This window comes from Reinekea sp. G2M2-21 (assembly GCF_015687175.1).
Taxonomy (GTDB): domain Bacteria; phylum Pseudomonadota; class Gammaproteobacteria; order Pseudomonadales; family Natronospirillaceae; genus Reinekea.
In genome coordinates this window covers 1,473,877-1,499,800 of sequence record NZ_JADPQG010000001.1, presented here as the reverse complement: position 1 = coordinate 1,499,800, position 25,924 = coordinate 1,473,877, and the positions used below count along the sequence as shown (strand labels likewise).

Here is a 25,924-nt window from a genome sequence, read left to right as displayed (position 1 = left end):
ATATAGATGTGTTTATTTTGACGTGAACGTAAAGACGCCATCCCACTGTTCTGGCAGGTTTTGTTCGCTCAAAACATCCATACGTTCCCGATAGAGCAACGCTAATCCTTGTAGATGCGGCCTTGCCTGGATGGATTCGAGAATCTCACTGGCTTGCCCCCATTGTTGCTGCCGATACGCCTCCAGGAATAGGGTCATCTGCTGTACGAGTAGCTCATCGGTTGGATGCTTGTTTTTCAGTTTAATTAGCGGCGCTAAGATGGTCACGGGTTCCTGTTTGCCTTTAACCCGAACGCGATCTATCGGTAAAAAAAGATAATCGTTTGCCGCGTTTGCGGTACTTTCAGAAACCAATATCGGTAAGCCGTACTGGCGGGTTAACGCTTCCAGTCTGGAGCCGAGGTTCACCGCATCCCCCATCACCGTGTAGGCCATTCGGTATTCAGAACCCATGTTGCCAACACACATAGCACCGGTGTTTATACCTATGCCCATGGCCAAGTTCTTAACCTGGAAATCGCTTAAGTCAGCCTGTAAAGCTTCTATCGTAGTCTGCATTTCCAAAGCGGCTTCGACCGCTTGATTGGCGTGGTTGCTCATGGCAATCGGTGCGCCCCAAAATGCCATGATGGCATCGCCCATGTATTTGTCGATGGTGCCCTGATGGTGATAGATGACCGACGTTAATGGCGTTAACAATCGGTTCATCAAATCGGTCAGCTGTTCAGGACGCAATGATTCTGAAATGCCGGTAAAGCCACGAACGTCGGAAAACAAGACGGTTAATTCTTTTTCTTCGCCCCTGAGTAGCTGGTCTGAACTGATATCGGTGAGCCGGGGTACTAACGAACGAGGAACATATTGACCAAATAATCGGGTAATTTTCTGCCGGTTGTAATTTTCTGACAGTAACTGCCAAGATGTTGTGATGGAGTAGAGCATGATGATTAGAGCTAAGTTGGGAGCTAACGCTAAAATTAACCCCTGTTGCCAGGCAATCAGATTGCCGGCTATGGATAGCGCCAGGATGAGAAGTGTTCCTGCCATGCGCAACCACGGTGTACGAGATTGATACAACCACAATAGCAGTATCGACACGAAAGTCAGCTGAAGCAGAGTGGCAGCCGGCCCCCAACTGGGTTGGAAAGGAATCGAGTTGCTCAGAATGCCCGCAATGATATTGGCATGAATTTCTACGCCGGGCATGTTTGGGTTAACTGCGGTAGAACGGATGTCTTTCAAGCCGGGAGCTGTTGTCCCGATCAATACAATTTTTTGTTGCAGCTTTTCAAACGCGATGTCTCGATTAAGAACATCCACCGCTGAAAAATAGTGAAAGCCACTTTGTGAAGACATAAAAGGGACGCGGACCGAAGCATGTTCTGCCGTGGGGATGATAAAGCGACCGAGTTGTATAAAGTTAACCGATAGTGCATTTCCCATAGGTTCAGGTTCGAAGGCTATGGGGGCAAGATGATCGAGATCTGCGGAGATTGCCAGTTGCGCGACTCGTAAACTTAACGCAGGGTAAACAGCCTGTTGACTGAGTTGCAATAGTGCGGCCCGGCGATACACGCCATCGCGATCAACAATCGGGTTATCGAAAAACCCCTGAACTGGCGCCGCTGAATTGACGGCTTCAATATTTCCGGTAAAGCCTTTGGCCTGGATCAAGTCGAATGTAAGTGCAGTATCACGATCGAGTTTCGCAATCGACTCTGGGAGTTGATTTAAATTTAGCGTGGAATCGTTTTTAAACACAAAGCCAGGAACAATCGCTTTCCCTTGCATGACCTCGGCAAGACGATCATCTTCTGGATGCAACTGACTGAGTTGATCAATAGGTTGGTTGAAGGTTGCGAAGCCCGATGATTGCAGAAACTCAAGGTAGCTTTGGTCGTGTCGGGTACTTTCGGCGATCACAAAATCAAGACCCGTAACTTTTACATTGTAGTGTTCGTGGAGTGTTTCGAGCAGGTTTGCCAGCGTGTTACGGGACCATGGCCATTGACCGATTTGTTGCAGGCTTTTTTCGTCGATATCAATAATCACAATCGATGGATGAACAGATTCCGGGACAAACCACTCAGTACGCAGATCATCCAACAGTAGTTCCAGATCGGAAAAAGGTGAAATTGTCACCCAGTGCAATGAGAGTGCGCAGAAAAAAGCAATTATCAAGCACTGAAGGGCGAGGAGCAGTCGTTGCATACCCGCTAATAAGGCCGTTGAGGGCTTTGATAACTGTCCAGAAAGTTGGCAAAGGGTAGGGCGCGACCCACAAGTGCTTCAATGATTGCCAGTTCCTGATCCGTGTGGTTAATCAAGGGTGCCGATTTGAACCGGCCACCATCGATAGGTTTCGCGTAAATGTATTGTGGCGCGTCATGGTGTATGGCGGTTATCTGTTTTCTCTCGCTACCGTCTGAAGTCACGATATCTGTCTTACCGTAGCAAGTGCAGACATAGCTGAAATCGGGGTAACTCTCGGTATATAAACCGGTCCCACGAATGCCGATCGTCGAGGTGGATGTCGACACGGATATCGATTCGCGGGTTTCTCGCTTGCCAAAGACGGACAGTAGTTTTCCGGTAATAACATTCAGGCCGGTTTCAATGACGCCAGTGCCGTTCAGCGTGAGTTTGGAATTTTCCCGGAGAATGTGCGCATCTTTGCCGACGACAAAAATGATTTCGCTGGCGGGCCCGGTCTCTACTGTTGAATTGGCGGAAATAAAGGTGGTAAGTGTCGCAGCGTTACCATTGACCCAGACGTTGCCGCTTAGCCGGTAAATCGAACGATCAAAAGGCATGTCTTTTGGAATACGGCCCAACAGTTCGGCGCGAGCAGGTCGAGATATCAGCGGTAGTAAACCGGCTTGGATCGCCAAAACTTTTAGGCTGGCGTGCAGAGCAGTGCTCATTAACCGACGACGACTTAACATAATGGAACCTGCCTGAATTTATAAAGCGTCACCGTACAGCATAGTTTAATCTGAGTTTTGAGCTACTCTTAATCTTCCGCAGGCATTGAGGAGTGGCTATGCGTGTTTTGCCTCTGCTGATGGCGACGTTGGTTGTCAACGTGCTGCCAATCGTAACGGCCAATAGTTCCGTTACGCTGTCTTTGGACGGTGGTTACGACAGTAACCTGCTGAATACTCCGGTTAACAATGAAAACCTTTCTGATTCTGTTCTCTCTGCGAGCCTTGCGGCGCAAAACCTCTGGTTGTTAAAACCTAGAGTTGGACTAATCGCTTCGCTGCAAGGAAGTTACAGGCGTCCCGTTGAATATGATGCGTTGGCCAGTGCGGAGATGGGGGGGGCATTCTCAGTCATGGTACAACCATCGCAAGGGTTTCTAGCCGGTTGGTATCGGTTTTCAGTTGCAGGGAATTACCACTGGCAGGCGTTTGAGAATTTCCGTGCAAACCAGAAACGCATCAGTCTTGCGCGATTTCAGCACCTGACCGACAAAATCACCTGGTCCGCGACCATGTCCGCTCAAGATCAAACGTATAGCCGTCAGCCAGTCTTGGATGGCAGTCGCTTTGATGCCGGAATGGCTGTTACCTGGCAAGCAAGCCCTCGTTGGTTGATCTCGGCTCAACTCTCAGTCGGAGAGGGTGACTTTGCCAGTTCTTATTTTGGCAGTCTAACCCGGTGGGTGCCAGCGGATCCGGTGAATGATGATTGGTTTTGGGATGATGATCTCTACGCTTTGACCGGAGACGAATGGTATACCTATCGCTTACGCAGCCCGTTTATCAATGCTCAACTAGGCGGAAATGTTCGGTTGTATCAGGCGTTGGCACTTGATGTCGACTACCGATACTGGCGCATGTCAGGCGCTGAGTTGGTATATGACCGGCATATTTGGCGAGCGGGATTGATTTATCGGTGGTCAAATCTGTTTTGACATTACGTATCTGCCATCTCTATTTATACCGTTATCTATTTTGATTTGTATATCGTGCTTTAAAGTGAGTCGATATATTAAGAATCGTCTCCAAAGAGGCGTCATCCAGATATTTCATTGAGGAGTCGTATAGCCCTTTGTTGCGTTATTCCTTAAAAAAACGGATCCTTACGCGACTAAACATGTGGACACTGGAACATGCCTGCCTTTACGTTAAACACTGCCTCGGAACTAAAAAATAAACTGCATCAGTTACAGGAATCCATTGATAACCAGACAGCAACACGTTTGCATCGTGCCATCAGTTGGTTGAAGTGTGCTGAAGATGCCGACAGTGTTGATATTGAGTTTATTGCCTTGTGGATCGCGTTCAGCGCTTGCTGTTCCATTGATCAGCAAGGGGATCACCCATTGCAGAATCATGACCAGTTTATTCGGTTTGTCGATTTGCTGGTGGTACATGATCAGGACAAAAAGATATACAGCTGTTTGTGGGAGCAATATTCCGGACATGTCAAAGCGTTGATCCGTAACCCTTATGTCTTTCATGCCTTTTGGGTTTCTAAACGGCAAGGCAATGACGCCTGGCAGGCTGAGTTTGATCGCTCATCGATCGCCGCGTTAAATGCTTTGTCCCGAGGACGAGTGTCCGATTTATGTTCCATTGTGCTGGATCGGTTGTTTGTGTTGCGTAATCAGTTGATCTACGGAGGCGCAACCTACCAGGGCCGTATTAATCGTGAGCAAGTTGTTGATGGTGCAGGTCTGTTGGGCACTTTAATGCCAATCATCATTGAAATTATGATGCAACAGAATACCCAGGACTGGGGCGACATCGCGTACCCAGTGGTTCAGTCAGACGCGCTACCCAAATAACCGATGCCTTTAGGCAGGAAATTAACTTCATGAAATCATTTTCGTCGTTTGGATTGAATCCAGTTCTATTGAAAGCCGTGGATGAACAAGGGTATCAGCTGCCGACCCCCATACAGGAGGCAACAATACCTGTTGTTTTAACCGGGCAAGATGTTTTGGCCGGCGCGCAAACCGGAACCGGCAAAACTGCGGCTTTTGCGTTGCCTTTGCTTCATCGGTTGTCAGAGCAAAAGCTAAACCGAACAAATAGATCGGTTGCTATTTTGGTCCTTTGCCCCACAAGGGAATTAGCTCAACAGGTAGGCGAAAGCTTCCGCCAATATGGTGCATACTCCGGTATAAGCGTTGGGGTGGTTTACGGCGGGGTCAGCCTGAACATCCAAATCAAAGAGCTGAGAGACGGAGTTGATGTTTTGGTGGCCACTCCGGGTCGATTACTCGATCATCTAGCGCGTAAAACGGTCATTCTATCTGATGTCACCAGCCTGGTTTTTGACGAGGCTGATCGGATGTTGGATATGGGTTTCCTCGATGATATCAATCAAATACTGAAGTCATTACCAAAAGAACGTCAGACGCTGATGTTTTCGGCGACCTTTGACGACAGTTTATTTGCATTGAGCCGGCGTTTGTTAATTGAACCCCAGCTCATTGAAGTGAATCAACGTAACGCAGCTGCCGGCAGTGTGGAACAAATTGCTTACGAGGTTGATAAGTCTCGTAAACGAGAGGTGACGTCATACCTGATCGGGTCCAGAAATTGGCATCAGGTCTTGATTTTTGTTCGGTCAAAAAAAGCGGCTGATTCCCTGAGCGCAGAACTAAAAAAAGATGGTATAGATGCCGTTGCGATTCATGGTGACAAATCACAGGGTGCGCGTGAACGAGCATTAGCTGAATTCAAAGAAGGGAAGATTCGAGCCTTGGTTGCTACCGATGTCGCCTCACGCGGGCTGGATATTCAGCAGTTGAAGTACGTCATTAATTACGAGCTGCCACATAACGCCGAAGACTATATTCACCGTATAGGGCGAACCGGTAGAGCAGGGGAGAATGGATTAGCGGTAACATTGTTAAGCGCCGATGAAAGCTGGCTGCTCGATGCCATTCATAAAATCATTGATACGCGTTTACTGCAACAGTGGTTGCCGGGCTTTGAGCCGGATTTAACCCAGGATTTCACACCGCCCGCACGCCCGCGCAAGGCAAGCCGCAAACGCTATCGAGGCAAACCTCGAAGTTGATCATGGCTCATTGAGTGTTGTTTGACTGGCGAATCAATGGCTGGCAACAGGTCAAACTCGCTTCTTAAACGGATTAGGGGTCAACCCTGCTTTGTTTTGATTTTCATATTGATTTGAGGGTGACTTATTGGCGGACTTAGCAATCTGGCAACTGATTATCATGGCGTTGGTCTTTGTCTGGAGCGGTTTCGTCCGCAGCGGACTTGGATTTGGGGGTGCCGCACTGGCACTGCCATTGCTCTTGTTGCTGAAAAATGATCCGCTGATCTTTTTACCTATTATCTCTATTCAATTGATGGTGTTTTCAAGTTGGATTGCCTGGCAGGGTCACAGACGTTCGAGAGCCATGATCCAAACGCATGCAGAAGCGTCTCCGAGCAGCAATATCGATTGGTCGTACCTGAAAAAATCCATGGTGATCATCATTGTGCCCAAGTTGCTTGGCGTCCTGGGGTTATTGACCTTGCCTTCCCAAGTCGTGACGGCACTGATATTTGCCATGATCAGTGTGTTTGCGGTCTCTTATATTGTTAATAAGCCGTTTAAAAGCAAAAGCCGGTGGACGGATATTTTCTTTCTGACCTTAGGGGGCTATTTTAGCGGAACCTCGCTTATTGGCGCGCCGCTCATTGTGGCTGTTTACGTCAGCCACGTTCCTCGCCATCAACTGCGGGATACGTTGTTTGTCCTCTGGTTTATTCTTGTTTCAATCAAAATGACCTCCTTCATCATTGCTGGCGTTAATTTGCAGTTGATGAATCAGATTTGGCTGTTCCCTTGCGCTTGGTTGGGTCATATGTTGGGTCTGAAGTTCCATGACTATATCCAGACTCAAGGTAATGTGATGTTTTATCGTGTCATCGGAATTGCGTTGCTGGTCGTCTGTTTAACGGGTTTTTTCAGTCAGTGGATTGTTAATTAAGGCCTGTTTTTTAGACACAGTTCTTACTCTGTTAGTTTGGTTTTAGATGGTTATTCGCGGTAAATTTAGTGTTGGGTGTTGGATAATTTTACAGTGAAATTCTAGGGTTAAGCGCTGTTCGGGCCTTTGTTGTACAAACTCTGTTCAATTCATCTAAAGCGCATCATGAAAAATTGTGATGCATCTCTCATGTGTCGAATTAATTTACATTCCTTATCGCTGTGGTTTCTGTACCGCCCTAAATTAGCGGGGGTTATTGCTGGCATGATGTTTGCTATTGGAGTCGGCAGGAGTTTTATTTTAATACGTAAAAAGGAATGTTCAATGAAGAACAAATTGGTTATGGGTTCACTGGTTGCTAGCGCACTAATGGTTGCAACAACATCACAAGCGGGCCTGATTTCAGCCAACATCGCCTACGGAGAAGCAGAAGCGGCTGCCGCTGAAGCATGGCTTTTAGGAGTAATGAACGAGTACACGTTAGAAGATTTCAACGATCCAACAACGTTTTCTAATTACGATGCTGCTAATCTCGGTGGGCCTGTTAGCGGTAATCAACAAGCAGACTGGATCTATGCCGACAGCACTATCATGACCTCTGAAGCCGGTGGTTTTACACTGACTGCACAGGGCACGTTGAATCGTGATGACGTTGCAAACGACAAGCTAATGATCGAAAGCAATGCCACAGGTGAGTTTGGTCGCCAAGGATATATTACAGATGCCAACGATTACTGGCTGGACAGCAACGACGCACGTCAGGTTGTTTGGGACTTCAGTGGTTCTTTTCCAAATGCAAACTCAATCGGTTTCTATTTAGCGGACGCAAACGATGCCGGTGCGAATCTGGTTCTTTCGTTTACTGACGGTACCACTGAAAACGTTGTGATTGATTCACCGCTGACGAACGGAAATGTTGCATACATCTCACTTATTGCTGACAGTACAATTTCAACCGCATCTCTCATTTTTAACAACAATGCAGGTAATGACGGTTTTGGAATTGATGATATCCTGATCGGTGATGTTCCAGAGCCGGGCACAATCGCTTTGTTAACATTGGGGCTGATCGGCTTAGGCGCCGCACGTCGTAAAACGGTTTCTTAATCCGAAATTGGATCACATAAAAACCCGCAAATGCGGGTTTTTTTATGTCTGATTATCTTCATCCGGGTATAAAAACTTATTCGATTGTTCGTCCAATTTCCGCAAAACTGGACCGGGTAAGGTTTATTGGTCCTTCTTTGCGAATAACCACATTGTCTTCAATACGAATGCCGCCATAAGGTTTCAATTCGTTAATTAGTTTCAGGTCGCAGCCGTGATCTGGTGTGCTTGCTACCAGATTTTCCAACAGCATGGGAATGAAATACAGCCCGGGTTCGATGGTGACGATCATGCCGTCATCTAATGGCCGCATAAGTCGTAGAAAGGGTGCATGCTCCGGGCGTGGGATATTGTTACCCAGCCGTGATTCCTGGAATCCGCCGACATCATGAACCTGCAGACCCAATAAATGACCGATTCCATGAGGGAAAAAGGCCTGAGGAATTTTTTTACTGAGTTGTTCCTCGGTAGACAGCATACAGATGCCTGTTTTTTGCAATGTTTCTGCCGCAAACTGTAGCGCCATATCGTGTATGTTGGGGTAGGGTGTTCCTATGGTACAGGCGGCGACAAGACGTTTTTGATAAATCTCTACTTCTTGTCTCAGTTGATCAAATAACGTCCCCGGTGCGGTAAATGTGCGCGTGATGTCACTGGCATAACCGTTAACCTTCGCGCCCGCGTCTATCAACAGTGTAAGCGCTGGGTGTAGAGGTTCGATTCGTTTGTTTTCATAGTGTAGTACGGCAGCTGCCTCATTCAGGGCAACAATAGAGCCATAAGGTTCATCGATTTGCTGTTGGTCGGTCGCTCTGAGGTAGGCCATGTGAATGTCGTATTCAGACAGTCCAGTCAGAAAAGCCTCTTGAGCAGCGAAATGACCTTGCGCGGCAATTTGATTCGCGAGACGCGTGTTTTCGATTTCCCATTCGGTCTTGTAAGCGCGATCGTAGTCGAGCCACTTCATCAGCGGTTCGGGGTTTAGTTGAATGTGGTCAGGTAAGCTGGACGGATTCACTTGGTTAGAAAATAAAGCAACGTTTCCCTCTAGTTGTTTAAGCCAAGATGCGTCTTTTGCCGCGATGACCCGCCAGTCTTTCGTCCAGTCTCCCTGAGGTTCGACCGGCATAACATGCCAAAAATCCTGTTTTGCCGGCCAATAAAGCGACAGACCGGTTTCTTTCGAAAAGACAATCCAGGTTTCCGGTGGTAGGTTGTAGGGTAGCCATTGTTGAGCTGCGGGCAGTGCACGAAACGGGTGGCTGTTATCGTCACCGGCATAGTAGGTTAGCGAACCGCTGTGCAGAACAATGGAGTTCAACTGGAACTGGTCACAAGCGTCGTTGTGCCGCGCAACCAGAGTTTGCAGATGTTGATGGTAAAGTGACATGGTAGGGAGCCTGATGTGTTTTGAATTATGTGCCTCCAGTGTAGCGGGTAGGTAAAAGGGGAAACAAGCGTGAAGTGCTTAGGAATCTTAGGCGGTATGAGTTGGGAAAGTACCGCACATTATTACCAATTATTGAACGAAGGTGTTAAGCAGCAACTGGGCGGCCTGCATTCGGCTGATCTTCTGATGCGATCGGTGGATTTTGAACAGATCGCGCGTTGGCAATCAGAAGGAAATTGGTTAGCGGCAGAACGCTATTTAGCGCACTGTGCGCAATCGTTAGCCGCAGCAGGCGCGCAGGGCTTGGTCATAGCCACCAATACTATGCACAAAGTCGCAAATGGCATTGTTGAAGCCTGTGGACTTGAGCTAATCCACATAGCCGATTGTACCGGTGAGGTCTTGGTGAACCGTGGTATGTCAAAGGTTGGGTTGATGGCAACATCCTTTACTATGGAGCAGGCGTTTTATCGCGATCGGTTGACTAAAAAGTTCGGTATTGACGTTATCGTGCCAGACGCTGCAGCGCGAAAGAACGTACATGACATTATTTACCAAGAACTTTGCCTTGGGCAGGTTAATGAGCTATCACGGCGTGTCTACATTGATATCGCTGAGCAATTGCAGCGAGATGGGGCACAAGGGGTTATCCTCGGGTGTACGGAAATTGGTATGTTGTTGACAGAATCCGTGACAGAGGTGCCATTAATTGATACAACCTTGGTCCACGCTCAAGCGGCAGTTGAGTGGATGTTGCGTAACTAATTTAATAGGTTGTTATTTTGGCGATTATAGAAGCGGTTTTATGGGACATGGATGGCGTATTGCTCGATTCAGAGCGGCTGGTACGCGATATTTTCGTTGAGTTAATGGTCGCCGATGGTGTGATGACCAATCCGGAAGAGGTTTATTTGCAATCCATAGGGTTGAATCAGGCGTCCATATTGGAACTTTACCAGCGAACAATGGGCTCTGCTGAACGCGCTTCTTACTACTTTGACAAAGTCGGTGAGGTGTACAAATCGCGGTTGGCATCCGACCTTTTGCTCAAGCCCGGGGTTGATGAAGCACTGCAGGCGGTAGCCGAAGCAGGGCTGCCACAAATGATCGTGACCAGTACCCGAACAGAGACCGCCAATCTTAAACTCTCCCACTTTGATATTCGCTCTTACTTCTGCGATATCGTTGGTGGCGATCAAGTCAATAAGGGGAAGCCGAACCCTGAACCGTACCTGCTGGCCTGTCAGAAATTGGCGATAGAGCCCTCCCGGGCACTGGTGATTGAAGACAGCCCAAATGGTGTCGTCGCGGCTTTAGCGGCCGGTACCGCGGTAATTCATGTTCCCGACCTCATCGAAACCGATCCGCAATGGCAGGATCAAATATACGATGCTCTCGATTCGCTGGAATCTTTCCCTGAATGGTTCGAGCAGCAAAGGGGAGGAGACTGGGTTTGAATCTAGACGCTATTGAGCCATTACAAGCACTGGGCATCCAGTTGCTCACCGCGACCGATACTGAGGTCCAGTTTCGCGTGCCTGCCCAAGGCAATTTCAATGACAAAGGAACAGTATTCGCCGGGAGTCAGTACTCTGGTTTGGTTATTGCTGGTTGGTACCTCGCCAGTCATTGGGCGCAATCACAACAGCAGGGGGAAAAAGTCGCCATAAAAGATTGTCAGGTTTCGTATCCGGCTGCAGCTATGTCGGATTTAACCGTCACCGCCCGTTTTATTGAGAGGCCAGACCGCAGGCCCAGTGGACATTGGCGTGCACAAATTCGTGTTGAAGCGAGGGATGAGACCAATCAAGTGACAGCAACATTGATTGGCGATTACCGGATCTTAACCTCGTGAGAGTTGTACCGGAAAACCGCTTGCTGATTCAACCGACGGTACAGCGAAAGTGGATTTTACAGCATCGCACCATAGAGTTCGTTCTTCCTTTGTCAGTTCAGCAAACGTATTGGCAGATTTGGCAGCAATATCAAGACACCGGCTATCCGTCTTTGCACGATTACCTGAACAGCGACGCAGCTTCTGCGCTGGCACTTCATGAGTGTGATCAGATTTTTGCATTAATGGTAGGGGCCGACGCGATGCGTCGGGAATTTGCTGTTTTTTGGCAATCGTTGAACAGGCCGAATCTGGTTTGGTCTATCGATGAGAGATCTATTTAGGTTACGTGTGGACCCCCTAAGGTTAAGAAAAACCCCATGACGATGCATGGGTTATTGTCAGATCAGGCAAATTGCTTGGTTTTTCGGTTTGTCAGTTTGGAATCTAACAGCAGCAAACCGATGACGGCAGGTATGACCAACATGCCCAGATACAATGTGGCGCTGGCTGGTCCTTGTCTATCTACCATTAATCCCATCAAAGGACCCAAAACCAGCGTTGCTATTCTGAAGCTGGCGCCAACGACAGAATTTATGGTCGCCCGGTAATCGTCATCAATAGCATTGTTTACCTTGAGTTTAATCAAGGGCGCCGCAATTCCGCGGAATACGCAGATGAGTGCTCCACCGGTTAATATCCAAGCGATCGACGTACCGTTTAACGCGACAAATCCGATCAACAACAAAGCAGCCAGTACAGAGAACTGTTTTACCGGACCGATGCGCTCCGGTAAATGAGTGCTGTACCGGGCAACCAAGCCGATAGTCAGACTGAACAAACCCCAAACCAAGCCGAAGTAGGCAAGTGGTAAGCCGTTTTCGAGCCATAAACTCTGGTTTAGCCAAGCAACGAGATACGTTACGCTCATGGTTAATACAAACACACCGGTCAACACAATGATTGTGGCTGATTGACGAACGGTTTGTAATGCAGCAGATACTGTTTTTCTCGGTGATGTCGGGTCCGCAATGCGAGGTGCTTCCACTAGCCAGAAGCTTAATGCAAAGGGTATCCAACCGACGATGGCCTGTGTCCATAAAACCAGCCGGATATCGAATTTAATCAATACGAAGGCGCACAAAGCGGCAACCCCTTCGCCAAAGTTCATCCAGCTCAGAAGCCTGGATATGGCGGGTTGTGAGTTCCCGGTTGCCAGTGCTTTTTCACTTTCATACGCCAAAGCTGTGTCGCAACCACTCACAAAGGACATGGCAAAACCCAGCGTGACTTCGAAAACAGCCAGAGACCAGAACGTGTCAGCCCACAAAACTTGCGTAAATCCAGCGCCCGCTAAAGCATAACCCAGTATCAGCGTTCGTTTACGGCCAAACAGATCCGCGACATATCCTGAGGGCAGTTCCATCAGCAATGAGACCGCTGCAAAGATCGATTGCAGCAACATGATTTCACGCATATCCAAACCGTAGCTGTGCATCAGCGGTACAAAAATGGGCATGATAATCATGAATGTTCGTGCAAACGAAGTCGCGTTCAACAGTGTCAGGTTGCGTTGCCAATGGCTGGCCTTTGTCATGGTGTTGCTCCTGGTTTTAAAAGTCACATGTGTGACCTTTGCTTTTTAGCCGCCGAAGTCTGAAGAAAGGGAGGCATAAAAAAACCCGCGAATCTTTCGATTGGCGGGTTTCGTGGAAACTGATTTTTGACTATGTCAAACACACGAACCCGCCGCACGAATAAGAAATCGCCAGCATAAGAGTTTGTGAGACCAGGACGGTGTTTGTACGCATAAAAGTTCTGAGTTATTTATGAATTTATTGCCTGAATAACAACACAACTTCTCTTCTGGCGCAACAGCAACCTTGCTGATTGGTTTGTGATTCAAATGAATAACTGCGTTGAAACAGGCCAAAGATCGGCTAAATGGCTGAAAAATAGCGGGTTTTAGAGTAATCTTGCGCCACTTTAATTGTTAGGTAGCGACCTGTTGTGTTTGACGATATTCGACCTTTTAATGATGACGAAGTCAAAACAGTACTCACTGAAACGCTGAATGACCCGGCATTAGCCAAGGCAATTGGCTCTTGGTTGCTGCCGGATATGAACCGTAAAACGCCCTGGCTAATCCGGCCAATTATTCGGTTGTTGTTGAAAGCCTACTTGTGGCGTATAGATTCGGTTGATGGCTTTCAGCAAAAATTAGCGCCCTTTGTGGCTCGGTTATTAAAGCGATCGGTCGAGCAGTTTTCCGTTCACGGATTGGAAAATTTGGACAAAAACAAAGCATATCTTTTCGTTTCCAATCATCGTGATATTGTCATGGATCCGGCCATGGTCAATTGGGCGTTGCATCAAAATGGTTTTCAAACCGTGCGAATCGCCATTGGTGACAATCTGTTGTCGCAACCTTTTTCGTCTAACCTGATGCGATTAAATAAAAGTTTCATTGTGAAGCGTGGCGTGAAGGGAATGAAGGCTCGATTCAAAGCGGCTCAGGAGTTGTCCAAATACATTCATTATTCAATATTAGAAGAGTGCGCCAATGTGTGGATCGCCCAACGTGAAGGGCGAGCGAAGGACGGTTATGATCGAACCAACCCTGCCGTTATCGGTATGTTCAGTTTGTCTAAGCCTAAAGATCGACTTTACGCTGACTACATCAATGAACTGAATATTGTCCCGGTTGCGATCAGCTATGAGTTAGATCCGCTGGACGTTGCCAAAGCCAGAGAGTTACACGCACAACACACCAAAGGCTCGTATACCAAGCGAAAGAATGAAGATATGACGTCTATTGCGCGCGGCATGACAGGGTGGAAAGGGCGTGTTCATCTGGAATTTGGCAATGTGTTAAAAGGCGATTTTCAGAACGATGATGACGTCGCTGCGGTTATCGATGAGCAGATTCATCGGATCTATCGGCCATTTGAAACCAATGAATGGGCCGAGGCCCGCTTAAACGGAACGGAACTTCCTTCGGCTAACGATAATGTCGATAAGTTAAAGGCACGTGTTGATTCCGCTCGCGAAGAAATTCGACCCTATATTCTTAAACAATATGCGAATGGTATGCGTATGCGCCGCGGTGAGGAGCCGTTGTAAATGACGTTGCCTGGCCTGACTGGACTCAATCATGTTGCGATTATCTGTTCTGACTATGCGCGATCCAAGCGTTTTTATTGTGATGTGTTGGGCGGTGAAGTGATAGCGGAAACTTTCCGTGAACAACGCGACAGTTATAAATTGGATATTGCCTTCCAAGGCTTTCAGATTGAGCTGTTCAGTTTTCCGAGCCCGCCCGCTCGGCCTTCTCGACCCGAAGCTCAGGGGTTGCGGCATTTGGCCATGAATGTGACGGATTTGGATGCCGCGATTGCCTATCTGGAACAGAACGGCATCCTGGTTGAACCGGTGCGAGTCGATGAGTTGACCGATAATCGGTTTACGTTTTTCGCCGATCCAGATGGCTTGCCGTTGGAATTGGTTGAAACTTGATTGATTCCAGTGTCGGTCTATTTTTGAGTGTGAGTAAAGGTGCCGTCCCAGCTTGCTGGTAATTCTTGCCAGCTCAGCAATTCAATTCGGTCCAGATATATTTGATAGATCTCAACCTGTTGCGATTGCAAATGTAGCTCCGTGAATAGAGCTTTTGCTTCTTCCCATTGTTGTTGGCGATATAGCTCGAATGCTTTCTCATGTCGGGCCATTTCTGCCCGTCGCGCTTTGCTCAGGTGGTTGGTCTTACCAATGGGCTCATACACCAGGACCGGTTCCTGTTTGCCTTTAACCTGAATTTTATCAATCACACGGAACGTCCACTCCGGGCACTGAGACATAGTCATGGGGCCAACCAAAATATCCACGCCGTAATATTTGGTCAGACTTTCTAATCGTGAACCGAGATTCACGGCATCCCCCAGAACGGTGTAGGCTTTACGAAAGCTCGAGCCCATATCACCGACATTCATCTGGCCAGTGTTTAAACCAATGCCCACTTTAATCTGCGGATACCCTAATTGCTCCAGTTGTGGATTCAAACGAGACAGGACAGCGAGCATCTCGACAGATGCTTCAAGGGCGTGACTGGCATGTTTTGGGTCATCTAACGGTGCACCCCAGAACGCCATGACCATATCGCCAACATATTTATCGATGGTGCCCTGATGATTGAAAATGGTCTCTGTGATCGGGGTGAAATAGCGATTTAACAGATCCTTTAACTCTGTTGCCGACAGATTTTCGGACATCGATGTGAAGGAGCGGATGTCGGAGAACAGAACGGTCATCTCCCGGGTTTCACCTTCAAATCCATACTTGTCGGGTTCTGTCAGCATTTGGGAAATATGGGCGCTGGGCACATACTGACCAAAAACGCTGGTGACATGTTGCTTTGCCCGTCGTTCGGATAAAAAACCTTCCAATAGGTGCAACGTTCCCAAGGCTAGTGTTAGCAAAAAACTGCTCGCTAAGGGGAGTGATGCATTGTAGGTGAACCAGATAAACAAATTAATTGCGACCAGTGTGGTCAGTAGCAGTATGGTTGCGATGGTGAGTTGAAACGGTCCAAGGCGGTTTGAAAAAACCGTGAACATAAAACCCAAGATTAACAACACACCAGCCATGAAAATATTAGCGTCCGATGGTTCAACCGGAAAGATTCCTTCCAACAGACCGTTTAGCAGATTCGCATGCACTTCTACACCAGGGTATTGTGTCCCCACCGGTGTTGAGCGCAGATCGGCCAAACCAACCGATGAAGTCCCGACCAACACCAGCGCATTTTCGAAAACTGATTTGTCAAAACTGTTGTCCAGTATCGAGCTCGCCGACACATAGGGAAATTCGCCCTGTGGTCCTAAATAAGGAACGAGCACTCGGCCTTTGAAATCGGTAAAGATGGTTTTATCGACAAAGCCTACTTTGGAGATCATATCGAAGCCTTCTCCGAATGGGCGAATGGTTAAGTCGATATTATCCAGAAACATGTAGGCCATGCCCATGGCCAGTGACAGGGAGGGGTAAATCTCTGTTCCAAAACGCTGAACAATGGGGGCACTTCGCAACACACCATCACCGTCAATGCTGGGCACAATGAAGCCTGCGCCGATGGCGGCTTCTTGCAACAAGTCGACATTGGATGTGTAACCATCAGCCTGAATGGCGATCAGGTTGTTCGCCTGATCTGCCGTTAGTGAGTACACCGGCGGGGGTAATTGCCCTACCTGAATGTCTGCATTACTGTGAAATAGAAACGGCAACACAATGTCGGTTTGGCTAAAGCTATTGGCCAGAATCTGATCGTATTCGGTTTCTGCAACAAACGAATCCAGTTGGTTGGCTAAGTCTTCTCGGCCTTTGTCTCTTGCTTTTTGTTGTAAATCCCGCGTTGGATTGCGCTGAGGTTCCGTCATCAGTACGTCGAAGCCAATTACCACGGTACCCGCAGCGGCCAGGTTCTCAACCATCAAGGCAATTTTGTCGCGGGACCAGGGCCAGCGACCAATCTGTTCAAGGCTGGGCTCATCAATATCGACAATGACTATGTTTTCTTCGGCGCGCGGAAAACGATTGTCGTTCAGCGCCAGGTTGTAACGCCAGTCATAAAAGAGATAATCGAGACGTTTGATAAATGAGTTTTGATCGGACTGAGCTTGAAAGAAATGGTAGCTCGCCAGTGACAAGGTGATTAGCACACTGATGGAAACCACGCTCCAGCGCAGCACATGTTTTTGCAAAAGTCGTAGTAACGGCATAATGGTGCGGGTTCGTCGGATACTCAAACTAAGACTAGCCCATTTTCAAAGGAAGCTATGGTGAACAAAGATTCTATTTTTAAAGTCCTGTTTTATGCTGCATTGGTGACTGTTTTGGTGTTGTCACTCTTACCAATCGAGCACCCAGATGTTTCCCCTAACGACAAGGTTAATCATCTGATCGCGTATTTCTCCTTAATGGTGTTGGGTTATCTCGCTTATAAACGATACCGGTTTGTGACGGTGGGTGTGATTGGCTGGGGCATTATGATCGAAATTCTGCAGGGGCAAACCAGTTACCGAATGTTGAGCTATGCCGACGTTTTGGCAAATAGCGCTGGTGTGGTATTGGGTTGTGCTGCTATTGTCATTTTTCAAAAATTCCGACAGATACAACATCACTAGACAAGGTATACGCAGTATGACCAAAAAGAAAAACATTGCCCTGGTAGCGCACGATAACAAGAAAAAAGAACTGGTGGCCTGGGCCATCGACAAAGCAAGTTTGATGGAAAATCTGGGTATTTACGCGACAGGTACGACCGGTCGTTTGATTCAGGAAGCCATGCAGCGACCGGTGACGCGTTTACTCAGTGGACCATTGGGTGGCGATCAACAACTAGGCGCAAAAATCGCAGAGGGAGAAATTGATCTGTTGATTTTCTTCTGGGATCCGCTTGAACCACAGCCACACGATCCTGATATTAAAGCATTGCTGCGCATAGCTGCCTTGTACAATATTCCGGTTGCCTGCAACAAAGCCAGTGCCGACTATATGATCCACTCTCCGCTGTTACACAGTGATTATCTGCCCGACGACCCGGATTTCACCGACTATACTTCCAGATCAACACCAGCAGGTTGAAGGGCGGGCGATGGCCAGAATCTCATTTACGGCTAATTTGGCCAGGCATGTTGACGTCAGCACAATCGACATTGCCGGCCAGACATTGAAAGACATTCTGGACCAGCTATATTCCATACATCCACAATTAAAACCTTACATTGTTGATGAGCAGGGAAACCTGCGCAAACATATCATGCTGGCGATCGATCAGGAGTTGGTGCAGGGTGACGTCGCGCCATATTTAATGCGAACTGAGGTGAATCGGCTGCACATTATGCAGGCCTTATCAGGAGGTTAGCGATGTCAACAGTGTTTGTTTGTACCCGCAAAGGATTGTTTGTGTTCGAGCAGCTCGAACATGGATTGAAATCTCACAGTCAACACTTTCTCGGTGATCCGGTGACCAGTGCTTGCGTTGATGCGTCGGGTTGTTGGTATGTAGCGTTGAATCTGGGGCATTTCGGCCCGAAAATGCATAAGTCAGAAGATCAAGGAAAGTCTTGGCGAGAGATTGGTTGCCCGGCATTACCCAAAAAACCGGCGGATTCCTCAGATACCTCTGAATGGCAAATCAAACAAGTCTGGATCCTCGAACCTGTGCCAGAATCGCCCGGCTACCTGCTTGCTGGAACCAACCCAGGTGCTCTATTTGTCAGCCGGGACGGCGCACAAAGTTGGCAGTTAAGTGAAAGTCTCTGGTATTCACCCCAACGGGAGAAATGGTTTGGCGGAGGCTTTGATGACAGTGGGCTGCATTCTATTGCCATCAATCCGGATGACCACCAACATTGGACTATTGCCGTGTCTGTGGGCGGTGTTTGGCATACTTATGATGCTGGTGATACCTGGATCTTAAAGTGCTCTGGTATGAATGCAGCCTACATGCCAGACGACATGGCCGATTCTGAAGAACTGCAGGACCCGCATCGCTTGATCGCGGCACCGTCGGACTTCAAACGTATGTGGGTGCAACATCATTGCGGCATATTTGTGTCAGATGACGCGGGTAAACATTGGCGGGAATGCTTGCACGAGCAGAAATCCAGCTTTGGTTTTGCCGTTGCGGTGCACCCCACTCAAATGGACACCGCTTGGTTTATTCCCGCGATCAAGGATGAAAGCCGCTACCCGGAAAATGGCCAGCTCAAAGTACTAAAAACGACTGATGGCGGCCAGTCTTTTCAGGTATTAACGCAGGGTCTGCCTCAGGAGGCCTGTTACGACCTCGTTTATCGACACGCCTTAACAGTTGATAATCAGGGTCATTCGCTGACGTTCGGTTCCACCACCGGAAACCTGTGGCACAGTATGGATTGCGGGGCGCAGTGGCAGACTGTCAGCAACCATCTGCCACCAATCTACGCTGTGCGTTGGTTTGCTCAAGATCTCAATTGGCGTATTTAATTGTTTACATTTGACTGCGTTTTTTGAAAAAGCAGGTTTAGGTGTAAGCTATACTGTACGGTTTCGATGAGTAGGATAGGCGGCTCAATACTCGCTGTCATTGAGTTTAACACCGTTTTACCCTTTGGAGATTCTATTGAAACCTCAAACTCATCACTCAATCATTGAAGATATCTTTGCCATGTTTACGGCGTCGCTGTTGGTGTCGCTCGGGGTCTATCTGTTCAAACTGAGCGGCTTTTTAACCGGTGGCACTGCCGGAATTGCGCTAATATTGACGCAGTTAACGCCTTTCTCCTTCGGTACAATATTCTTTGTGATCAATCTGCCGTTTTACTATCTCGCCTGGACTCGCATGGGTAAGCGCTTCACGATAAATACCTTCATATCTGTCACCATAGTATCTTTGTTATCAGACAATCTGCATCGGGTCATCCATATTGATTTCGTACATCCCGCGTTTGCCGCCATTTTGGGTGGTTTTCTAGTCGGCATGGGAATTTTGATTATGTTTCGACATGTTTCCAGTCTTGGCGGGTTAGGCGTTTTAGCGAAATATGTGCAGGATCGTTTCAGTTTCAGTGCTGGTAAATTCCAAATGGCGGTGGATGTTTCGATTGTCTGTATCGGTTTTTTCCTGGTGTCTTATGAGATATTGGCGTGGTCTGTTTTGGGGGCTATTGCCCTGAATCTGGTTGTGACGATCAATCACAAGCCGGGCCGATATCAGATTACCTGATTGTATCCGCAACAAAACGACGGGGTATTGACTGTTTCGCGGTTGCGTCAGTGTGCTGTATTAATCGATACCGGTTCAGATCAAGGCTTGTAATATCAATAATCGCTATTATTAGATAAGTCTAATTTAAAGGGGCGTTTTTATGGATATGCTAAAAGCAACCTGCAGCCATTGTGGTACTGCAAATCGGGTGCCGGCCGGAAAGCTATGGGATAAGCCCATTTGTGGTAAATGCAAACAACCGGTTATCAGTTATAAACCGGTAACCGTCAGCGAACAAAACTTCGATAAATTCGTGTTAAACACCGATTTACCCGTGATCGTAGATTTTTGGGCGTCCTGGTGTGCGCCCTGTGTTCAGTTTTCACCCGTATTCGAACAAGCTGCGACCGGATGGGAGCCTCGGGTCCGGTTTGTGAAAATCGATGCGGATGCCACCCCAGCCCTGTCTCAGCGTTTGGGGATACGTAGCATCCCGAGTTTATTGTTGTTTTATAAGGGCAAGGAAATTGAGCGTCGGGCAGGTGCAATGCCTGCCCAGATGTTTGATCAGTGGCTTGAAAATCAGGTTTCTCAATTGGGTGTTTAACGTTGCAAGGATATGGGCCTGTCGTTTATTAAGCCTGATATGATTATCCGGTAAGGCGATGGGCTCATTAGGCCGCTTTAAAGCCGATTGTCGCGATTCTCCTGCTAACGACTGATAGGCCGGCTTAAACAGGCTCGTTAGACTGCTGTTAAAATAAAAATAAGCTAGGAGTCTCTATGTCGGCCCACATGATGGATTACCCCCTCAATACCAGCGATATTCTTAAGTCCGCAGCATTAAGGTTCCCGCAGCAAGAAATTGTTTCTGCCATGCCAAATAACTCGGTACATCGTTATCACTACATTGATGCTTACCGTCGCAGCTGCAAGGTTGCTAACCTGTTATCCAAACAGGGCTTTGCCCAGGGCAGTCGAATTGCGACACTGGCCGTGAACCACTATCGACATTTCGAGTTGTATTACGGCATTTCCGGCATGGGCTGTGTTGTTCATACACTGAATGCTCGGCTGTTTGTAGAGCAATTGGACTACATCATTAATCATGCGGAAGATCAGTGGCTTTTTGTCGACCCTGAACTGTTGCCTCAAATAGAAGCTCTCGCCGGTAAAATACCTACTGTGAAACGCGTTGTTGTTCTTTGCGAAGAACAGGATATGCCGTCATCCAGCTCGCTCTTATTAGACTGCTACGAGACACTGATCGCAGCAGAGCCCGATAGTTTCGATTGGCCACGATTGGACAGTAAAGCGCCTTGTGGACTTTGTTACACCAGTGGTACGACCGGGAACCCCAAAGGCGTCATGTATGAGCAAGGTTCCACGGTGCTGCATGCGATGATGAGTGGCAGCAGTCAATATCTCAATTTCGACGAATGGTCTGTGGCCATGCCGATTGTCCCCATGTACCACGTTGTTGCTTGGGGCGTTCCATTTTCGGCGCCGTTATTCGGTGCGAAATTGGTGTTGCCTGGTTGCGCATTAACCGGTGAAAACATTCATCGTTTGATTGATGCCGAAAAAATAACTCAGGCTTACGCAGTCCCTACCATTTGGTTAACCTTGCATAACTATTTGCAGCAGACGGGTTTAACGATTGACTCCCTGAAAATGGTTGGGGTTGGGGGCGCTGCTTCGCCAAAAGCCTTGGTAAAAACCTACGCGGAACTTTACGACGTGTATTGGATGGGCATCTGGGGTATGACCGAAACATCGCCATTGGCAACCGCTGCCAACATGACGCCTGCGATGACGAGTTTGACTAGAGATGAGCGCTACGAATTACAATCCAGCGCTGGAAAGCCGATGTTTGGTGTCGAGATCGACATCTTTGATGCCGCAGGACGACCATTGCCGCACGATGGCGAAACCAGAGGCAATCTCCGGGTGCGTGGACCGTGGATCTTGTCTTCTTACTTCAAAGGTGAAGGGCAAGATAAGTTCATTGACGGCTGGTTTGAAACGGGCGACGTGGCGGTGATTACCAGCGAAGGGTATTTGCGGGTCGTGGATCGCAGTAAAGATGTCATTAAATCCGGTGGTGAATGGATCAGCTCCGTTGAATTAGAAAACGCAGCGCTGCACTATGAGGCCGTCAATGAAGCTTGCGTCATCGGAGCGGCGCATGAAAAGTGGGATGAACGTCCCATTATGTTAATCACATTACGAGCCAATGTCGCCTACGAGGAACAGGCCTTGCGGCGTATTCTGCAGGAAAAAGTTGCGAAATGGTGGTTGCCGGATGCCATTATCGTTGTCGATGAATTACCTCATACCGGTACCGGGAAATTGCGTAAGGTCGATGTACGTGATACTTATCGCAACTATTTGCTTGATCTGGGGAAGCTGTCTGAATAAATGTTGAATTTGCCTTATTTTATCGCCTTTGCGTTAGCTTACATCGCGCTGCTCTTTGGTATAGCGTTATGGGGTGATCGACATCCGGTATCGCAACGCTGGCACCCATGGGTTTACAGTTTGTCGCTGACTATTTTCTGTACCAGTTGGACATTTTATGGCGCAACTCAGCAATTTGCGGTGAATGGTTGGTATTTTTCACCGTCGCATATCGGCACCATCTTATTGTTCGTGTTTGGTTTTGCTTTTTGGAAAAAATTGATACGCGTAGCCAAGCAGGAGAACGTCACCACCATATCTGATTTTATTGCCAGCCGATTTGGGCACAGCCGTGCAGTGTCTGTATTGGCCGCTACTATTTGCCTTGTTGGTATTATTCCGTATGTCGCTCTGCAGTTAAAAGCAGTCTCAGTTAGCTTTAATCTGGTGTCCGGGGTTCAGGCGCAAGCCGACAGTTGGCTGAACGACTCCGCCTTGTATGTATCATTGGCTATGGGCTGTTTTGCGATTTTGTTTGGAACTCGACATCTGGATACTTCCGAGCATCATCCGGGCATGATGTTAGCCATTGCGTTCGAAGCCGTTGTTAAGTTGTTTGTGTTTTTGGTCATCGGTCTGTGGGCCGTCAACGTAGTGGGTGACGGCTTTCTGGAAGTGATCAAAGGCGCGCTGAATGCTCCGGAAACACAACACTTTTTAAACGGCTTCGATAATGCCTATATCTATACCACGCAAATATTTTTGGGTGTGATTGGTATTGTGGCTTTGCCAAGGCAATTTCATGTTGCGGTCGTTGAGTACCAAAGTGAAAGAGACCTATTGAAAGCGCGCTGGGTTTTCCCGGTGTACCTTGCGGCCATAAATTTCTTTATCGCACCCTTAGCGATAGTCGGTTTTCTGCATTTTTCAACCAACCCGTTGGATCTCGAATACCTGGTTTTAAAACTGCCGCTGGCCATGGGCCGAGCGGACTTGGCTATGCTTGCATTTATAGGCGGTCTGTCCGCTGCAACGTCTATGGTTATTGTCGCTACAGTTGCACTGAGTACGATGTTATCAAATGAGATTATGCTGCCGTTGCTGATCAAACTGGGTTGGTGGCGAGCCAGTTCAGAGACCATGGGCCGTAACGTATTGCATCTGCGCCGGGTCGGTATCCTGTTGATTGTTTTAGCCGCGTTTTTTTACTACCGGTTGATCGTTGAATTTGAAGGTCTCATTGCTATTGGCTTAACGTCCTTTGTCGCTGTATCTCAGTTTATGCCAGCTCTGGTACTTGGTTTGTTCTGGACCGGGGTCAACCGAAATGGCGCTATCTGGGGGTTAACCTTAGGTTTTATTACCTGGTTCTATACTCTGATGCTGCCGCTTTTTGCGAGATCCGGGTTACTGCCAAACGGTGTCGATGAAGCGCTGTTTAATCTCAGTATTTTACACCCCTATGGCTTATTTGGTTTGCAGGGTATGGATCCGGTCGTACACGGTACCGCCTGGAGCCTGGCAATGAATGTACTTGGTTTGTTGCTGGGTTCCGCCTACGGGCAGGAGTCTCTGAAAGATCGTTTGCAAGCTTCGCGTTTTGTCCACCATTCGCGACACGATCAGGCTCAGGAATCGCGACACATTTCCATTGGCGATCTACATGCATTGATCGGAAAATTTATTACACAGGAGAAGTTGCAGAGCCTGTTTGAAACCTATGTGAATCCGTTAAATGGCCGTCTGTTGTCTGATGAGGTTGCTGATAATGAACTATTGCATAAGGCTGAACGGACATTAGCTTCAGTTTTGGGTGCGCCAGCCGCTCGACTCCTATTTGAGCAAATTGAAGAACGGCAGGGAATGACTTGGCGTGACGTCAGCAGTATTGTTGATGAAGCTTCTCAGGTGCTTAAGTTTAATCGTGACCTGCTAAACTCCGCGTTGCAATCTATTAATCAGGGTTTGAGCATTGTGGATCAGGATTTAAACATTGTTGCCTGGAATCAGACTTATCAACAGATGTTTCAATACCCCGATGAAATGTTATCGATAGGAAGGCCGGTAGAAGATTTGATCCGGCACAACGCGCAGATCGGGGAGTGTGGTCCGGGTGATGTCGATATTCTGGTCAGAAAACGTTTAGAACATCTTTACTCTGGTGAGTCCTATCGCTATGAGCGGCAACGCGTTGATGGATCCTTTTTGGAAATTCAAGGACGTCCAATGCCCGACGGTGGCTACATCACTGTGTACACCGATATTACAGAACGCCGAAAAATTGAAGATCAGTTGCGGCGCAGTAATGAAGTGTTGGAAGAAACCGTGAACAAAAGAACGCAGGCACTGCAACAATCAAACGTTGAATTAGAAAAAGCCAATAAGAATAAGACCCGTTTTCTCGCTGCGGCAGGACACGATCTGGTGCAGCCTTTAAACTCGGCGGCGTTATTTGCCGCAAGTTTACAGGCCAAATTAAAACGGCAGGGTGGAGACGAGTCTTTGTTAAGACTCGGGCAGCAAATTGAGCAATCCTTGCACTCGGCGGAAAATTTGCTCAACGAATTACTGGAAATCTCAAAGCTGGATTCGGATATTATTCGACCATCGGTATCAACCATATCTCTGCATGATTTGCTGCATTCACTCGAGGAAGAGTTCGGTGTTATTGCGCAGGATCGCAACGTAGAATTTAAAGTTGTATCCAGTAGCTTGTACTTGAAAACAGACGGTCGTTTATTGCGCAGGATTCTTCAAAATCTGATCAGCAATGCGTTGAAGTATTGCCAGAATGGTCGGGTTTTATTAGGTGTGCGACGCAAAGGAGACCGTTGCCGGATTGATATCTTTGACACAGGTCCGGGCTTAACTGAATTTCAATGCAAGGCCATATTTGATGAATTCTACCGGGTTCCGGAAATCATCAGCAACGAAAAGGGTCTCGGCTTGGGACTGGCTATTGTGAAACGCATGTCTAAGTTGTTGGATCACCCTATTGAAATTGACTCCAGGGTTGGCGAGGGTAGTCGTTTTTCGGTTACGGTTCCGGTTGGAAGTAAGCCGAAGGAGCAAAAAGCCGAAGCAGAAAAAGATGGCGAACGTAATCGGGCTTTCAGGATTCTGTGCGTGGACAATGAACAGTTGATTATAGATGGTATGGAAAGTTTGATCAGCGAATGGGGTTATGAAGTCGACGTCGCTCTTGACGAGCGCGCGGCCAATGAATTGATCGCGGCTTGCAAGCCAGACTTGGTGATTATTGATTACCACCTGAACGACTCTCAAACCGGACTCAATGTTGTGTCCTCGTGGCAGGACAGTTGGTTAACGGATATTCCAGTGATTGTCATAACCGCTGATTACACCGATGAAGTGCGATTGGCCACCAAAAGCAGCGGTTTCAACCTATTAAAAAAACCTGTTCGTCCGCTGCAACTAAAAGGCTTAATTGAGCAAGCTTTGTCGGGTGTTTAATGTGTGTATGAC

At 47.8% G+C, this 25,924-nt stretch carries 24 protein-coding genes; 19 read left to right on the top strand and 5 right to left on the bottom strand.

Annotated elements, in window-relative coordinates:
- Positions 1-12: 12 nt before the first annotated feature.
- Complete coding sequence (locus IYN85_RS06885) at positions 13-2,211, bottom strand: CHASE2 domain-containing protein (protein ID WP_196158075.1); 2,199 nt, start codon at positions 2,209-2,211, stop codon at positions 13-15.
- Between the two features lie 5 nt (positions 2,212-2,216).
- Positions 2,217-2,945 (bottom strand): hypothetical protein, encoded by a 729-nt coding sequence (locus tag IYN85_RS06880; protein ID WP_196158074.1) that lies wholly within the window; start codon positions 2,943-2,945, stop codon positions 2,217-2,219.
- A 98-nt stretch (positions 2,946-3,043) separates the two neighbouring features.
- Between IYN85_RS06880 and IYN85_RS06875 the strand changes: the two genes are divergently transcribed.
- From IYN85_RS06875 to IYN85_RS06855, 5 genes are all read left to right on the top strand, one after another.
- Complete coding sequence (locus IYN85_RS06875) at positions 3,044-3,919, top strand: hypothetical protein (RefSeq protein ID WP_196158073.1); 876 nt, start codon at positions 3,044-3,046, stop codon at positions 3,917-3,919.
- Between the two features lie 198 nt (positions 3,920-4,117).
- Positions 4,118-4,795 (top strand): hypothetical protein, encoded by a 678-nt coding sequence (locus tag IYN85_RS06870; RefSeq protein ID WP_196158072.1) that lies wholly within the window; start codon positions 4,118-4,120, stop codon positions 4,793-4,795.
- 29 nt (positions 4,796-4,824) lie between these two features.
- Positions 4,825-6,039 (top strand): DEAD/DEAH box helicase, encoded by a 1,215-nt coding sequence (locus IYN85_RS06865; RefSeq protein ID WP_196158071.1) that lies wholly within the window; start codon positions 4,825-4,827, stop codon positions 6,037-6,039.
- A 127-nt stretch (positions 6,040-6,166) separates the two neighbouring features.
- Complete coding sequence (locus IYN85_RS06860) at positions 6,167-6,961, top strand: TSUP family transporter (RefSeq protein ID WP_196158070.1); 795 nt, start codon at positions 6,167-6,169, stop codon at positions 6,959-6,961.
- A 165-nt stretch (positions 6,962-7,126) separates the two neighbouring features.
- On the top strand, positions 7,127-8,068 hold the full coding sequence (locus IYN85_RS06855; protein WP_196158069.1) for a PEP-CTERM sorting domain-containing protein: 942 nt from the start codon (positions 7,127-7,129) through the stop codon (positions 8,066-8,068).
- Between the two features lie 76 nt (positions 8,069-8,144).
- Here IYN85_RS06855 and pepQ read toward each other — a convergent pair whose 3' ends face one another.
- On the bottom strand, positions 8,145-9,458 hold the full coding sequence (pepQ, locus tag IYN85_RS06850) for a Xaa-Pro dipeptidase (RefSeq protein ID WP_196158068.1): 1,314 nt from the start codon (positions 9,456-9,458) through the stop codon (positions 8,145-8,147).
- 69 nt (positions 9,459-9,527) lie between these two features.
- On the opposite strand from pepQ, the gene IYN85_RS06845 reads away from it, so the two are divergent.
- From IYN85_RS06845 to IYN85_RS06830, 4 genes are read left to right on the top strand one after another with little or no spacing between them, the layout of a single operon-like run.
- Positions 9,528-10,223, top strand: a complete 696-nt coding sequence (locus IYN85_RS06845) for an aspartate/glutamate racemase family protein (protein WP_196158067.1) — start codon at positions 9,528-9,530, stop codon at positions 10,221-10,223.
- A 17-nt stretch (positions 10,224-10,240) separates the two neighbouring features.
- Positions 10,241-10,915: an HAD family phosphatase gene (locus IYN85_RS06840; protein ID WP_196158066.1), complete on the top strand. Its 675-nt coding sequence runs from the start codon at positions 10,241-10,243 to the stop codon at positions 10,913-10,915.
- Entirely contained in the window at positions 10,912-11,313 is a 402-nt protein-coding gene (locus IYN85_RS06835; RefSeq protein ID WP_196158065.1) for a YiiD C-terminal domain-containing protein, read from the top strand. The genes IYN85_RS06840 and IYN85_RS06835 overlap by 4 nt, the downstream gene beginning before the upstream one ends.
- Positions 11,310-11,636 carry a hypothetical protein gene (locus IYN85_RS06830; RefSeq protein ID WP_196158064.1) on the top strand — a complete coding sequence of 109 codons (327 nt, stop codon included), beginning with the start codon at positions 11,310-11,312 and terminating at the stop codon, positions 11,634-11,636. The genes IYN85_RS06835 and IYN85_RS06830 overlap by 4 nt, the downstream gene beginning before the upstream one ends.
- 62 nt (positions 11,637-11,698) lie before the next feature.
- Here IYN85_RS06830 and IYN85_RS06825 read toward each other — a convergent pair whose 3' ends face one another.
- The gene (locus IYN85_RS06825; protein ID WP_196158063.1) at positions 11,699-12,889 is read right to left on the bottom strand and encodes an MFS transporter; all 1,191 of its coding nucleotides are present in this window, start codon (positions 12,887-12,889) and stop codon (positions 11,699-11,701) included.
- 413 nt (positions 12,890-13,302) lie between these two features.
- On the opposite strand from IYN85_RS06825, the gene IYN85_RS06820 reads away from it, so the two are divergent.
- Both IYN85_RS06820 and IYN85_RS06815 read left to right on the top strand, forming a co-directional pair.
- The gene (locus IYN85_RS06820; RefSeq protein WP_196158062.1) at positions 13,303-14,415 is read left to right on the top strand and encodes a 1-acyl-sn-glycerol-3-phosphate acyltransferase; all 1,113 of its coding nucleotides are present in this window, start codon (positions 13,303-13,305) and stop codon (positions 14,413-14,415) included.
- A complete protein-coding gene (locus IYN85_RS06815; protein ID WP_196158061.1) occupies positions 14,416-14,808 on the top strand; it encodes a VOC family protein in 393 nt (130 codons plus the stop codon).
- 17 nt (positions 14,809-14,825) lie between these two features.
- Here the strand turns inward: IYN85_RS06815 and IYN85_RS06810 are convergent, their stop codons facing one another.
- On the bottom strand, positions 14,826-17,093 hold the full coding sequence (locus IYN85_RS06810; protein WP_196158060.1) for a CHASE2 domain-containing protein: 2,268 nt from the start codon (positions 17,091-17,093) through the stop codon (positions 14,826-14,828).
- Positions 17,094-17,126: 33 nt separating this feature from the next.
- Here IYN85_RS06810 and IYN85_RS26130 point away from each other — a divergent pair, with 33 nt between their 5' ends.
- The 8 genes from IYN85_RS26130 to IYN85_RS06770 all read left to right on the top strand — a co-directional run bounded on the left by IYN85_RS26130 (position 17,127) and on the right by IYN85_RS06770 (position 25,912).
- Complete coding sequence (locus IYN85_RS26130) at positions 17,127-17,471, top strand: VanZ family protein (RefSeq protein WP_196158059.1); 345 nt, start codon at positions 17,127-17,129, stop codon at positions 17,469-17,471.
- Positions 17,472-17,487: 16 nt separating this feature from the next.
- Positions 17,488-17,931: a methylglyoxal synthase gene (locus IYN85_RS06800; protein WP_196158058.1), complete on the top strand. Its 444-nt coding sequence runs from the start codon at positions 17,488-17,490 to the stop codon at positions 17,929-17,931.
- 10 nt (positions 17,932-17,941) lie between these two features.
- Positions 17,942-18,211 carry a MoaD/ThiS family protein gene (locus IYN85_RS06795; protein ID WP_196158057.1) on the top strand — a complete coding sequence of 90 codons (270 nt, stop codon included), beginning with the start codon at positions 17,942-17,944 and terminating at the stop codon, positions 18,209-18,211.
- 2 nt (positions 18,212-18,213) lie between these two features.
- Positions 18,214-19,317 (top strand): exo-alpha-sialidase, encoded by a 1,104-nt coding sequence (locus IYN85_RS06790; RefSeq protein WP_196158056.1) that lies wholly within the window; start codon positions 18,214-18,216, stop codon positions 19,315-19,317.
- A gap of 136 nt (positions 19,318-19,453) precedes the next feature.
- A complete protein-coding gene (locus IYN85_RS06785; RefSeq protein WP_230390508.1) occupies positions 19,454-20,056 on the top strand; it encodes a YitT family protein in 603 nt (200 codons plus the stop codon).
- A gap of 142 nt (positions 20,057-20,198) precedes the next feature.
- Complete coding sequence (gene trxC / locus IYN85_RS06780) at positions 20,199-20,645, top strand: thioredoxin TrxC (protein WP_196158055.1); 447 nt, start codon at positions 20,199-20,201, stop codon at positions 20,643-20,645.
- 176 nt (positions 20,646-20,821) lie between these two features.
- The gene (locus IYN85_RS06775; protein WP_196158054.1) at positions 20,822-22,459 is read left to right on the top strand and encodes a long-chain fatty acid--CoA ligase; all 1,638 of its coding nucleotides are present in this window, start codon (positions 20,822-20,824) and stop codon (positions 22,457-22,459) included.
- On the top strand, positions 22,460-25,912 hold the full coding sequence (locus IYN85_RS06770) for a PAS-domain containing protein (protein ID WP_196158053.1): 3,453 nt from the start codon (positions 22,460-22,462) through the stop codon (positions 25,910-25,912). It begins immediately after the preceding gene.
- The last annotated feature ends 12 nt before the right edge of the window (positions 25,913-25,924 follow it).